Here is a 13532-nt window from a genome sequence, read left to right on the forward strand (position 1 = left end):
GGTGATTTGTAATTCAGGAATGAGGCACTAAATCACTTGCGGTTACGCCAGTCTGAACACGCCGGAACAATTTTCCTTTTTCAGCCCAGAATATAAACGCCAATGACGCGATGCCACAGACCATGAAACCGGTGGCGAGCGGCAGGACCGTGCCGTCAAATTGCAGGCCGATGGCGGCGCCGATGACGGAAGACAGGCCGGACCTGGCGAAATTCTGGAACGAGGAAGCAACACCCGCGGTCCTGCCGAAAGGCTGCATCGCGATCGAACTGAAATTGGCTCCGGTGAAGCCAACCATCGCCATCGAGGGCACCAGCACGGCGGTAAAGGACCAGAGATTGAGCCCCCCGGCCTCGGCAAGAGCGAAGTGGATGATCGACACCAGAATGAAAAAGATCAAGGCGGACTGGGAGACCCGCCGTGCGCCGAAGCGCATGACGATCCGCGAGTTGGTGAAGCTGGCGATAGACATCGCGCCCGCGCTCAGGGCAAAAATATAGACGAAGATGTCACCGGCGCCGAATATATCGAAAAATATCTGCTGGGCCGACGCGATATAAGCGAAGAGCGGCGCCATCATCAGGCCGCTGGCAATGACATGGCCAAAACTGTTGCGGTTAAAAATCACTCCATGCCAAGCCGAGGCGACGGATCGGGCCCTGATCGGGGTCTTGTCGTCCGGATGCAGAGTCTCCGGAAGCCGTGTCATGACCCACAGAAATGTCGCCAGACCGGCTGTGGACAGCACCAGAAATATCGCTTTCCACGGGGCAATATGGAGGACCAGCTGGCCGAGCAAGGGGGCTGTGATCGGAACGATCATGAACACCATCATGATGGTGGACATGGACCGGGCCATCGCATCGCCGTCGTAGCGATCGCGGATGATGCTGTTCGCCAGCACACCCATTGCCGACGCGGCGAGGCCCTGAATGAAACGACCGATCAGCAGCAGTTCGTAATCCCAGGCCAGGGCGCATAATATGCCGAAGAGCGTATAGATGCCGATGGTCACCAGCAGCACCGGCTTGCGGCCAAAACGATCCGCAAGCGAACCGTATAGGATCGAGCCCATCGCCATGCCGTAAATATAGGAGGTGATGGTCCATTGCCGGTCGTTGACGCTGGGCAGGGCAAAATCATCGGAGATCAATCCGAGTGCAGGCAACATGATATCGATCGCCAGCGCGTTCAGCGACATCAGGCTGGCCATCATGATAATGAGTTCGGTGCGACCGATCGGAAAGGGGAGGGCTTTGTTTTGCACCTGCGGCCTATGGCAAGGTCGGGCGGGTGTGGCTATAGTAGAAGTGATAAGCTTGAGCCGGAAGGGCTTTGCAATCGAGGGGAAGTGGGATGACGAAGTTATGGTTTCCACAGCTTGCACTGGCTGTATTGGCGCTGGCAGGAACAGGCCCTGTGCGGGCGGAAACATCGCCGGTAGCGGCCAGCTGCGCATCCATATCGGGTGATATATGGGGAGAGGGCGAGCCGGTTGCTACGCGGCGTGAAATCGATGGCGGGCAGATAAAGTCGGTAGCCGATTTCTTGCGCTTGTCCGACCGCCGGATAGCGGGCGTGCTGATTGTCAAAGGCGGCGATTTTTCCGGCTGGGATTTCAGCGGGACGTCCTTTCCCGGCGTCTGCTTCGACGAAAGCAATCTGTCGGGGGCAAATTTTGCGGGTGCATTGGCGCCTGGCGTAGGGTTCATCAAAGCAGACCTGAGCGGCGCCAGCATGAACGGGGTACATATGTCCGGTGTCCTGTTTCGCAACGCCGGTTTGCGGGATGTGACGGCAAAGGGTGCGGATTTCTCCAGAGGACATTTCGATGGCGGGTGGTTCGAGGGCAGTGTCGAGGGCTGGGATCTCGACGGCGCCAATATGACCGGCTTTACTTTCGCATGCGGCATCACGGTTCCGGATGGTTGTCCGGTCTACCAGGGCGGGGCAAAAATGAGCGCGAAGGGAGCGGATTTCTCGGACGCCACGCTGCACAGCTTTGGTCTGCATGCTGTCGATCTAGCCGGTGCCAGAATTGACCAGTCGATTGTCGGACCCCTTCAATTGCCCGATCTGGCGAGGAGCGATTTCCGCGGTGCCGTCATCCTGCGCGGCGGTCTCAGCGATGTAAGTTTGACCGCCGAAGAAGCGCGGCAACTGGTGACGGCAAATACCGTACAGATGGCGGCGGAAGCGCAGCCGTCTTTTGATTGTGCCAAGGCAGACAGCAAGGTCGAACAGGAAATTTGCGGTGAATATGCCAGCGACCTGCGTGCGGCCGACCGCGATATTGCCATCTTGTACAAACGCGCCAAGGGGAAGGATTCCGCTGTCATCGCAAACCAGCGGGCCTGGCTGAAAGAACGCAATCTGTGCGGCGCGGCCGAATATCCCTCGGACTGCATCCGTGAAAGCTATAGCGATCGAAAGGGGCAGTTGCTTGGCCTGCTGGGCGAGAGCCAATGGCTGGCGCGGGGAGAGGCGGCATTGTTCATCGATGACCTGCTGCCGCTACCTGCCGAGACGGTTTCCTCGGCGCTATTTGCCAGAATCGCGCCGGTTCTGGTTGGTGCTTCGATGACCGAGATATTGATCGAACGCCGCGATGACGGGCTTTATGCGATCAAGGGAATCGCAATCGGAGCCAATGCCCATTTGTGCAGCGTCGACGCCTCGTATCTCTATTTCGACAAGGCATCGGGCTGGTATGTTCCGCTATCGGAAGGGGCGGCTGTTCCGGTCTTCCGGATATTCGAAGACCGGCTGGAGATATTTGCCGATGGTCGTCCGGATTATCAAACCCATCCCGAGGCGGCGGATATCATGAGTTGCGGAATGCGCGCCAGTCTCGGGGAGACGGTCCGCATTCGAGTCAGCAATGAGTATATCGAAGACTACCGGAAATCGTTGAACGAAGAAATGTAGCCGCTCCCCAAGCCGGGAAACAGGCGCTAGACTGTCGCCATGTCCGATTCCACCCCCGATCTGCTGCAGCGCAAGATCATCCATATCGATATGGATGCCTTTTTCGCCAGCGTCGAGCAGCGGGACTTTCCCGAATTGCGCGGCAAGCCGGTGGCGGTGGGTGGCTCGTCGAAGCGCGGCGTTGTCGCGGCGGCTTCCTATGAAGCGCGCAAATTTGGCGTGAGATCAGCCATGGCTTCGGTGACCGCCAAGCGCCGCTGCCCCGACCTGATATTCGTCAAGCACCGGTTCGAGGTCTATCGCGAAGTGTCGCAGCAGATCCGCGCGATATTCCGCATGCACAGCGATCTCGTGGAGCCCTTGTCGCTCGACGAGGCCTATATCGATGTCACCGAGGACAAGATGGGGATCGGCAATGCGACAAGGATCGCCGAGATGATCCGGGCCGATATCAAGAAGCAGACCGGTCTCACCGCCAGCGCCGGGGTCAGCTATAACAAGTTCATCGCCAAAATCGCCTCGGACCAGAACAAGCCGGACGGTATTTGCGTGATCAAGCCGCATCAGGGGGCGGATTTTGTCGCCGGGCTACCGGTGCGGCGCTTCTATGGCGTCGGACCGAAAACGGCCGAGCGGATGGCGAAGCTCGATATCCACACCGGGGCCGATCTGCGCGCCCAGTCGCAGGATTTCCTGAGCCAGCATTTCGGCAAGTCGGCAGGCTATCTGTTCCGCGCCTCTCGCGGCGTCGATCATCGCGAGGTGCGCGCCCACCGGATTCGCAAGTCGGTCGGCGGCGAGCGGACCTATGGCGATGATCTGGTCAGCGACAATGACATGCACGACGCGTTCGAGCATATTATCGATATCGTCTGGAACAGTATCGAGAAATGCGAGGCGCGCGGGCGGACAGTAACGCTGAAGGCGAAATATGCCGATTTCCGGCAAGTGACGCGGTCAAAATCCACCGACCATTATGTCGCGGACAAGAATGAATTTGCCGCCATCGGGCGGGACCTGCTGGGGCAGATCATGCCGGTGGAAAACGGGGTACGGCTGCTCGGGCTGACGCTATCCTCGCTGGAAGGCGCTGAATCAGCCGAACAGGAAGAAGGCGATGCCAAGAATGATCAGATCCAGCCGGCGTTTGATTTCCAGGCCTGAACGAGAGAAGCGAGCCACGCACCCTGTGCGCGGCTCGCTCCTGATCATATCCTTTTTCCTCGAGAGCTCCGCATCGCGTGCGGTGCAAAGGAAGCCTAGAATTTGAAGCCGGCTTCGACGCCCCAGATCCGTGGTTCGTTGACGAAGCCGGTCAGGTTGTTGAAGTCGATCGCCCCGACCGCCGATTCATCATTGGTGATGTTGCGGACAAATCCGGCAATGTCGAAACTGTCGGTCTGGTAGCCGACTCGCAGGCCGCCTTCGAGCTGGCGCTTGTCCTGGAATTCGATGGATTCGTAGAGGAAGAAATTGATCTTCGAACGATAGGACCAGTCGGTGAAGGCATAGATTTCACCGTCGCCGACCGGGATGCCATAGCGAGCCGTGGCATTGGCAATCCAGCGGGGGCTCTGTGGCAGGCTGTTGCCGTCGATATTGACAATCGCCGCAGCAAAAGGCGCCGCCGGCGTCACGATCGGGTCGAGCGGTGTGCAAAGCGACACGTTCGGGAATGTATCAACCCTTGTGGCACCGCAGGCGGCTGTGGTGAGACCGGCGTCGCGGATTTCGGTCTTGTTGTAGCTGAGGCTGGCGGTGAGCAGCAATTCCGGTACCGGCTTGAGCTCCGCGTCCATCTCCATGCCGTAACCGCGCACGCTGTCGGCGTTGATCAGCCGGTTGGCGTTGATGCCGCCGCCGACCGCGGTCAGCTGGGCATTGTCCAGATCATAGAAAAAGCCGTTGAGGTTGAACCGTCCACGGCCATCGAGGAAGGTGGTTTTGACGCCCGCTTCGTAGGAGAGGATGGTTTCCGACTGGCCGACGGTGACCCCGTCTTCCAGCGGCGTGGCGGTTGCAGGCGGGAACAGGATACGGCCCTGTATGCTCGGCGCGCGATAGCCTTTTGCAACCCGGGCGTAGAGATTGACGTCCTCGGTGGCCTTGTAGGTGATACTGGCATCCCAGGTGATATTGTCATCGGAAACCGAACGGCTGACATTGCCCAGCGGATTTTGCAGGAAGGCCGGAAATTGCGTATCCTGCGTGCGGGCGACGAAATAGTCGCGCTCGTCCTTGTTGTAGCGGATACCGCCGGTCACGCTGAGTTGATCGGTGAGGGCATAGGTCAGCGAGCCGAACAGACCGAAAGCTTCGCTGTCCTGACGCTGGCTGACGAGAATATTGATCCCGCCGGGGGCGTTGAGCGGATCGCCGAGCGTGGAATAATTTTCGCTGACGATGCGCAACCGCTCGTCAAAATAGAAGATGCCCGCCTGATAGTTGAGCGGCCCGTTGCCGTTGCTTTCGAGCCGGATTTCCTGCGTAAACTGGCTCAGCGCAGGAACACTGTCGCGGGTTTCCGCCGTGAACGGGATTTCGCCGGGGCCATAGAGTGCGGGCGGGAGGAAGTTGGCGCCAAAGCCGCCATCGACGTCGCCAACCGAAGTCGCATCGCCGGTCCAGAAGCTGGTCACCGAGACCAGCGAAACCGGGCCAAAGTCATGGCTGAAACGGCCTGAGAGATTGTAGGTCTTGACCTTCTGTTCGTTGCGGCCGTCGACCGCAACCTGGTCGCGACGGAAGTCTGGATTGAGACCCTCCTGGCCGCGGGTGAAGATATTGGCGCGGAAGACGCGCGCGGTGCCGTCGAGATTGCGATACTGGCCGGTCAGCAGCAGCTCGGTATCCTCGGTGAAGTTCATCAGCAATTGCAGGCGCGCGGCGAATTCGTCATAGCCTTCGAACGCATTGGTCTGCGGGTTGCCCGGATTGACATTGTCGACCCAGCCGTCCTGCCGCTGGTACATGCCAGAGGCGCGGGCAGAAATGCCTTCGCCGAGCGGCACGTTCAGTGCGGCCTCGGCATTGACCGCATTGAACCGGCCATAGCTGACCCTGCCGAAACCGCTCAGGTCATCCTTCGGTTTCACCGAGTCGAATTTTACGATACCGGCCGGCGTGTTACGGCCAAATAATGTGCCTTGCGGTCCGCGTAATACTTCGACGCGCTCGAGATCGAAAATCGGGAAGCCCTTGAGAATGGGGTTTTCCAGAACCACGTCATCATAGACCAGGCTGACCGGCTGCGAGGCGTTGAAGTCGAAATCGGTGTTGCCGAGGCCGCGAATGTAGAAGCGCGGGAAGGTCCGTCCGAAGGAGGATTCGACCACAAGGCTAGGCACACGGGCAGATAGCGCCCGTACATCCTGTCCGCCCGCGCCGAGGGCAGCCAGCTTGTCGTCGCTGATCGTCGAGACCGAGAGCGGTACATCCTGCAGATTTTCTTCGCGGCGCTGGGCGGTGACGACGATCACGTCGAGCCCCTGACCGTCATCGGCTGCGGTTTCGTCCTGGGCAAAAGCCGGTTGGACGATGCCGCCGGCAAGCAAGGCCGCGGCTAGGGTGGAACGAGAAATAATCTGCTTGGAACAGAGGCGCATGACGTGAATCTCCAGCTATTCAGATGTGTCGGGAGACGGAAGTGCCCCCTCTTCCTTGCTGCATATTCAGACCGACGGTTTTGCGCGCGGTCAAGCCAACACTGCTGGCGGGCACCATGCTGTGGTCGAATCACCACCAACTGTTGCTTTTTTGTTACGAAAAAAGGCCATGAGCGCCTTTTGGCCCGGTCAGAAGCTCATTTCGTCATAGATCCGGCTGACGTCGCCATTCCATTCGCCATGATAGCGTTCGAGCAGCTGCGCCGCCGGTGATTTGCCCTTGGCGACCACTTCGCGGAGCGGGTCGAGGAAACCGCTTTCATTGTCGCCGCTGCTGTTGAGGCGATTGCGGGCGGTGAGGCCGGCGGAGGATATGTCGAGGATTTCCTTGGCCAGGTCTTTGAGCGTCTGACCATTGGGGATCGGCGTGTCCAGGCCCTGCCTGGGTACGTTGTTGCGCAATGCTTCACGCTCTTCCATGGTCCAGCCCTTGACCCGGTCCCAGGCGGCATCGAGCGCATTCTGGTCATAGAGCAGGCCGACCCAGAAAGCGGGCAGGGCGCAGATGCGGTTCCACGGTCCGCCGTCGGCGCCGCGCATTTCGAGGAAGCTTTTCAGCCGCACTTCCGGGAAGGCGGTGGAGAGATGGTCGGTCCAGTCGGACATGGTCGGCTTCTCGCCGGGCAGCACCGACAGTTCGCCCTTGAGGAAATCGCGGAAGCTGAGGCCGGCGGCGTCGATATATTTGCCGTCGCGGAAAACGAAATACATCGGCACGTCGAGCATATATTCGGCATAGCGTTCGTAGCCGAAGCCGTCCTCGAACACGAAGGGCAGCATGCCGGTGCGGTGCGGATCTGTGTCCGACCAGATATGGCTGCGGAAGCTCTGGTAGCCGTTGGGCTTGCCTTCGGTGAAGGGCGAATTGGCGAACAGCGCGGTGGCCAGCGGCTGCAGCGCCAGCCCGACGCGGAATTTCTGTGCCATGTCGGCTTCGCTGGCATAGTCGAGATTGACCTGGATCGTGCAGGTGCGCAGCATCATGTCGAGGCCGAGATTGCCGACGCGGGGCATGTGCCTGAGCATGATATCGTAGCGGCCCTTGGGCATGATCGGCAGTTCGGCGCGGGTCTTGTCCGGCCACATGCCCATGCCGAGGAAGCCGGTGCCGGTCTTCTCGCCAATCGCCTTTACCTGTTGCAGGTGGCGACCGGTTTCGTTGCAGGTCTCGTGGAGATTTTCCAGCGGCGCGCCGGACAGTTCGAGCTGGCCGGCGGGTTCGAGGCTGATCGCGCCGTCGCTGCCCGACATGGCGATGACCTTGCCGCCTTCTTCGACCGGCTTCCAGCCGAATTCCCGCATGGCGAGCAGCAGGTCTTTTATGCCGCCGGGTTCGTCATAGCTGGGGGCGTGATGATCCTTGGTAGAATAGACGAATTTCTCGTGTTCTGTACCGATCCGCCAGCGATCCCTGGGTTTTTCGCCCGAGGCCATGGGCTCGACCAATTGGGCGATATTCTCGATCACAGGATCGTTGCTGTCGGAAACCTGTCTAGTGCTCATCGTCCAGCCTTAGGAAATCATCGGTGGCTAGGCCACTCAAAAAAATAGTGGAGCGCTAAAAGCTATTGTTTCTTGTCAAAGCAACCAGCTGACCGCGGCAAAGCCACCGACGAACAATATGCCGACGAGAGTCGTTGCAAGCGCGAAATTCTTGTCGATCCAGAGTTTCATTGGCGGCCCGAAAAAGCGCAGCAGCGCCGCGACCAGAAAGAAGCGCGCGGAGCGGGCGATGATCGCCGCCCCGACCAGAATGTGCAGCGGCATGGCGGTGCTGCCCGCGGCGATGGTGATCACCTTGAATGGCAGCGGCGTGAAACCGGCGAGCAGGACCACGATCCATCCCTGTTCGTTGAAATTCTGCGCAAAAACATCGAATTTTTCGGTGACGCCGTAAAATTCGAGGATCGGCAGGCCGACCGTTTCAAAGACGAAATAGCCGATTGCATAGCCGAGCAAGGCGCCGAGCACCGACGCGACGGTGCAGACAAAGGCGTACCAGTAGGCCCGCTCCGGCCGCGCGAGGCTCATCGGCGCCAGCATGACGTCCGGCGGAATCGGGAAGAAGCTGGATTCGGCAAAGCTGATTCCGGCGAGCCATTTGGGAGCCTGTGGATGGCCCGCCTTTTCGAGCATCCATTCATAAAGCCGCTTGAGCATTTTTCTTTTACCTTAGTGTCCCGGCGTGCCGGAAATATCCTCGAGCAACTCCTTCGGTGTCTCGCGGCCATGGTCGGTGCCGGCGGTGCGGTCGCCCTTGGCGAGCGCGAAGACGACGCCGGAGAGGGCGAGCAGGCCGATGATGTTCGGCAGGGTCATCGCGGCGTTGGAAATGTCGCCGAGACGCCAGACCAACTGCAGCGGCGCGAAAGAACCGATGAGAATGACCATGCACCACAATATCCGCCAGATGATATGCAGGGTTTTTTCGCCCTTGAGGCTGGAACCCGGCAACTGGTCATAGAGGAAGGTGATCGCCCGTTCGCCATAATAGCTCCAGGTGAGCAAGGTGGTGAAGACGAACAGGATCAGCGCGACCGATACGATCAATGTGCCGATCGGAATGCCGAAGACGAGGAACGGGAAGGCCGCGGCATAGGCGCCGGAGGTCATGGCAAAGCCGTTGAGATCCGACTGCCAGGCGTGTTCGACGGCCTGCTTGACGCCGTCGGCATCGGTATAGGTGAAGTCCCCGGCCACTGTCAGCATGACCAGCGCGGTCATCGTGCAGATGACCACCGTGTCGATGAACGTGCCCATCATCGCAAAGCGGCCCTGTGCTGCGGGATCGTTGGTCTGGGCAACCGCGTGGGCAATCGGGGTCGAACCCTGTCCGGCCTCGTTCGAGAACAGGCCGCGCGCGACACCGGCGCGGATCGCCATGATGATCGCTGCGCCGAGGAAGCCGCCGGTTGCTGACTGCGCATTGAACGCGCCGTCGAAGATGCGGCCGAAGGTTTCCGGCAGATAGGGCAGGTTGATGCCGAGAGCGATCAGCGCCATGATCAGATAGGCGCCGGCCATCCACGGCACGATGGTTTCGGCAACCTTGCCGATCGACTTGATGCCGCCGATGATCACGGCAAAGACCGCCACCGCAGCCACCGCGCCGCCGATCCATTCCGGCACGCCGAACAGTTCGTTGGCGCTGTCGCCGAGGCTGTTGGCCTGGATGCCATTGCCGGTGACCAGCGCGGAAAACAGGGTGCCGAGGCAGAAGAGAATCGCGAGCCATTTCCATTTCGGGCCGAGGCCGATGGCGATATAGGTCATCGGGCCACCGCGATAGGTGCCGTCAGCGGCCTGCGACCGGAAGCGCACGGCGAGCGACCCTTCGGCGAAGGCGAGGGCCATGCCGAACAGGGCGGTTACCCACATCCAGAAGATCGCGCCCGGACCACCGAGCGTGATCGCGGTGGCGACGCCGGCGAGATTGCCGGTGCCAACCTGGCCGGACAGCGCGGTCGACAGAGCCGCGAAGGGAGATATCTCGCCCGCGCCCTTCTTGTCGGATTTTTTGAACAGACCGGCCAGCGACGGGAAAAGACGGAATATCGGGTAACCGCGGAGGCCGATCATGAAATAGATGCCGGCGCCCAGCAGGATCACGACCATCGGTGGAATCGGGAGAATTTCCTCCCCGGCCCAGCTGCCGCCCCAGATGAAATCCGATAGGTTGGTAATCGGCTCGATCGCCGCTTCAAGCCCTGAAACAGGTGCTGTACTCACAAAACTTCTCCCCGATGGCGCCTGTGGCGCATATTCTGTCCCGTGCAGCAGGATTAGCAGGCCGATGGTTTTTGGCAAATGCTTTTGCCATCCTGACGACAGAGCCTATGCTGCGACGAAATCGAAAAATAGATGGAGACGACATCATGCACAGCCTGTGGGTAAAGAAAAACGAACTGGCAAAAGCGCAATGGCATGACAGCGATCTGCCGGCTCTGGCCGAGGGTCAGGTCCTGCTGGCAGTCGAAAAATATGCCCTGACGGCGAATAATATCACTTATGCCGTGGTCGGTGACGGCTTTGGCTACTGGAATTTCTTCCCGACCGGTGATGATGACTGGGGCATTGTTCCGGTCTGGGGTTTCGCCAATGTCGTGGCTTCGGAAAATCCCGATATTGCAGTCGGGGAAAGGGTTTACGGCTATCTGCCGATGGCCAGCCATTTGCTGGTCACGCCAACCAACGTCCAGGACGGCGGTTTCATCGATGGGGCTGCGCACCGGCAGGGCCTGGCGATGATCTACAACCAGTATAACCGGCTCGGGCAGAGTGAGGGACCGCTGGAAGCAGAGCGGGCTATCTTCCAGCCGCTGTTTACCACCAGCTTTCTGATCGAGGATTTCATGCGCTCGAACGACTGGTTCGGAGCGGAGGCCCTGGTGATGACCAGCGCGTCGTCCAAAACATCGCTGGGTCTCGCGATGGTCGCGAAAAGTCTCAGCCCCTCGATCAAGCGCATCGGCCTGACCTCGGCGGGGAACACGGCATTTGTCGAGCAATCCGGTCTTTACGACGAAGTGCTGACCTATGACAATCTGTCGGCGGCCGACGCTGCGCAGCCAACGGTCTCGGTCGACTTTGCCGGCAATGGCCAGCTGCTTGGCGCGATCCACGCCCATTGGGGCGAAAATCTCAAATTCAGTTCGCTGGTTGGTGCAACGCATGTTTCCGAACGTGGCGGCGCCGACGATCTGCAGGGTCCGAAACCACAGCTGTTCTTTGCCCCGACCGCTGCGGAAAGCCTGATCAAGGAGATCGGGGCGCCGGCATTCCGGGCGCGGGTCGATGAACAATTTGCCGCCTTCGTCGCGGGTGCCAGTGCCTATCTGAAGGTAGAGGATTTGAACGGACGCGAGGCTTTGCAATCGGCATATCTGGCAATGCTGGCGAATGAGGTGGCCCCCAGTCGCGGACTGATGTGCCATATGACGTGATATCAAAGACTTGATATTGGCACCATATGGCGGGATAACCGGTCAAGGCGGGTCGCACCGACGGGGGAAACAGTTTGGATGGACCATCAGATATGCCGGATCTGGCTCGTCACTCGCTTTTTGAGGGCGTCTCACCCGAGGCCTTGAAAGCGCTGCAATCGGCTTCCGCGATGCGCCACGTCGCGGGGGGTGAGGCGCTGGTTCGCCAGGGCGACGATGCTGACGCGCTATATTTTGTCGAATCCGGCCGTTTTCGGGTGGTGGTCAACAAGATGCGGATTGTCGCCCATATCGAAGCCGGTGAAGCGGTCGGAGAACTCGCCTTTTTCGCCGGGGGCAAGCGCACCGCCGATGTCATTGCGACGCGCGATTCGACCGTGCGCGAAATCTCGCGAGAGGCATTTGACAAAATCGCGGCGCTTTATCCCGAGCTGAACGTTGCCATGCTGAAGCTGGTTTCCGAGCGGCTGGCGGTCGCCACTGCGCGGACGTCGTCAATTTCGTCCAATATTCCGCGTGTGATCGCGATATTGCCCTCCGGAACCAGCAAATTGCCCGACGGATTTCTGGCAAGGCTGGCCAATGCGTTTGAAGCGGTGGTCGCGCCGGATACGCCGGTTATCCCGATCGACCGCGCGACCAGCGAAGCCGCGGATGCGCAGGAATATCAGTCGTGGCTCGCCGAACAGGAAGCGAAGGGGGCCTATGTCCTGATCGACGGTAGCGGGCCGGATGATTGGGGGCAGATGGTCTGCCGCAACGCGGATGCGCTGGTGATGGTCGCCCGGCCCGGTCAGACCGACCCCGAACCCAATGCGATGGAAGTTGCGGCAATGCGCTGGATCGCGGAGCCGCAGCGGACCCTGTTGTTGTTGCGGACAAGCGTCGACAAGCTGATCAGCAAGAGCGGCGAGTGGATCGATCCGCGAAGCCCCAAATTGCACCATCATGTCGCGCTCGACAATGATGCGGATTTCACCAAGATTGCCCGGTTCATGACCGGTCGCGCTGTCGGCGTGGTGCTGGCGGGGGGCGGGGCGCTCGGCTGCGCGCATCTCGGTGTGATCAAGGCATTGCGACGGGCAAGCATCCCGATCGACTTTATCGGCGGGGCCAGCGCGGGCGCGGCGATGGGCGGCGCGATTGCGCGCGGGATGACGGTGGACGAGACGCTCGACCAGATGGAGGCGATGTTCATTCATGCCAAGGCGATGAAACGGCTGACGCTGCCAATCTATTCGCTGCTCGATCCGACGGTGTTCGATAGCGAATTGAGAACCCGCTACGGGACGAGAGACATTGCCGACCAGCCGATCAATTTCTTTGGTGTTTCGACCAATCTTTCGACCAACGGCCTGCATATCCACCGGCGGGGGCCGCTGTGGGAATGCGTCCGGGCCTCGGGCTCGCTGCCAACCATATTGCCGCCGTTCATCGACAAGGACGGCAATATCCTGGTCGACGGCGGGGTGCTCGACAATGTCCCGGTCAAGGTGATGCACGGGCTCAAGTCCGGGCCGAACATCGTCGTGTCGCTGGGAGATCCGCATGAAATATGGCGCACCGACGTTGCCTATGATGATATCCGCGGGCGGTGGAGCCTGCTGAGAGACGTGATCATGCGGCGCAAGCGGGAGATCGAATTTCCCTCGATCGTCGAGATCATGTCGCGTTCGATGGTGGTCGCGAGCCGGATGGCGTCGAAGGAAATGCTCGGCGATCAGGACATATTGGTGAACCCGCCGATTATCGCCAACATGCAGATACTGGACTGGCATCTCGGCCGGGAACTGGCGGAAATGGCGGCGGACTATATCAGCGAGCATGTGTTGCCAACGCTGGACTTTCAGACTGATTTTACCAAATAGGTAAAATTATCTTGACATCGTCACGCTGTTTGGGTACATATCAGGAACATCGCGAAATTGTGATTCGGGCCAACCGGCTCTGAATGACCCCGCCAGACAGGCGGGGCCGTTCCGACCGGAAGGCCCTT

Annotated in this window: 9 protein-coding genes; 4 read left to right on the forward strand and 5 right to left on the reverse strand. The window is 59.9% G+C overall.

Translation table 11 applies throughout. The annotated features are described in order from the left end of the window. Window positions 1-13: 13 nt before the first annotated feature. Window positions 14-1267, reverse strand: coding sequence for a multidrug effflux MFS transporter (locus HUO14_RS09985; protein WP_343046087.1), 1254 nt, complete (start codon window positions 1265-1267; stop codon window positions 14-16). A gap of 89 nt (window positions 1268-1356) precedes the next feature. Here HUO14_RS09985 and HUO14_RS09990 point away from each other — a divergent pair, with 89 nt between their 5' ends. Continuing rightward, a complete protein-coding gene (locus HUO14_RS09990) occupies window positions 1357-2928 on the forward strand; it encodes a pentapeptide repeat-containing protein (protein ID WP_176279757.1) in 1572 nt (523 codons plus the stop codon). A gap of 39 nt (window positions 2929-2967) precedes the next feature. Then, entirely contained in the window at window positions 2968-4092 is a 1125-nt protein-coding gene (dinB, locus tag HUO14_RS09995; RefSeq protein ID WP_176279758.1) for a DNA polymerase IV, read from the forward strand. 95 nt (window positions 4093-4187) lie between these two features. On the opposite strand, the gene HUO14_RS10000 is transcribed toward dinB, so the two are convergent. From HUO14_RS10000 to HUO14_RS10015, 4 genes are all read right to left on the reverse strand, one after another. Then, window positions 4188-6533, reverse strand: coding sequence for a TonB-dependent receptor (locus HUO14_RS10000; protein ID WP_176279759.1), 2346 nt, complete (start codon window positions 6531-6533; stop codon window positions 4188-4190). Window positions 6534-6722: 189 nt separating this feature from the next. After that, the gene (locus HUO14_RS10005; protein WP_176279760.1) at window positions 6723-8096 is read right to left on the reverse strand and encodes a glutamate--cysteine ligase; all 1374 of its coding nucleotides are present in this window, start codon (window positions 8094-8096) and stop codon (window positions 6723-6725) included. 75 nt (window positions 8097-8171) lie between these two features. Further along, entirely contained in the window at window positions 8172-8753 is a 582-nt protein-coding gene (locus tag HUO14_RS10010) for a YqaA family protein (protein ID WP_176279761.1), read from the reverse strand. A gap of 12 nt (window positions 8754-8765) precedes the next feature. Then, window positions 8766-10322, reverse strand: coding sequence for an alanine/glycine:cation symporter family protein (locus HUO14_RS10015; RefSeq protein WP_343046088.1), 1557 nt, complete (start codon window positions 10320-10322; stop codon window positions 8766-8768). Window positions 10323-10468: 146 nt separating this feature from the next. On the opposite strand from HUO14_RS10015, the gene HUO14_RS10020 reads away from it, so the two are divergent. Beyond that, on the forward strand, window positions 10469-11536 hold the full coding sequence (locus HUO14_RS10020) for a DUF2855 family protein (protein WP_176279762.1): 1068 nt from the start codon (window positions 10469-10471) through the stop codon (window positions 11534-11536). A gap of 92 nt (window positions 11537-11628) precedes the next feature. Beyond that, window positions 11629-13404: a patatin-like phospholipase family protein gene (locus HUO14_RS10025; RefSeq protein ID WP_176279763.1), complete on the forward strand. Its 1776-nt coding sequence runs from the start codon at window positions 11629-11631 to the stop codon at window positions 13402-13404. Window positions 13405-13532: the final 128 nt, after the last annotated feature.

The sequence above is a fragment of the Parasphingorhabdus flavimaris genome (assembly GCF_013371215.1).
GTDB lineage: Bacteria > Pseudomonadota > Alphaproteobacteria > Sphingomonadales > Sphingomonadaceae > Parasphingorhabdus > Parasphingorhabdus flavimaris.

Coding starts and splice junctions, on each gene's coding strand:
- HUO14_RS09990 (WP_176279757.1), top strand. CDS start 1,357: ATGACGAAGTTATGGTTTCCACAGCTTGCACTGGCTGTATTGGCGCTG.
- dinB (WP_176279758.1), top strand. CDS start 2,968: ATGTCCGATTCCACCCCCGATCTGCTGCAGCGCAAGATCATCCATATC.
- HUO14_RS10000 (WP_176279759.1), bottom strand. CDS start 6,533: ATGCGCCTCTGTTCCAAGCAGATTATTTCTCGTTCCACCCTAGCCGCG.
- HUO14_RS10005 (WP_176279760.1), bottom strand. CDS start 8,096: ATGAGCACTAGACAGGTTTCCGACAGCAACGATCCTGTGATCGAGAAT.
- HUO14_RS10010 (WP_176279761.1), bottom strand. CDS start 8,753: ATGCTCAAGCGGCTTTATGAATGGATGCTCGAAAAGGCGGGCCATCCA.
- HUO14_RS10020 (WP_176279762.1), top strand. CDS start 10,469: ATGCACAGCCTGTGGGTAAAGAAAAACGAACTGGCAAAAGCGCAATGG.
- HUO14_RS10025 (WP_176279763.1), top strand. CDS start 11,629: ATGCCGGATCTGGCTCGTCACTCGCTTTTTGAGGGCGTCTCACCCGAG.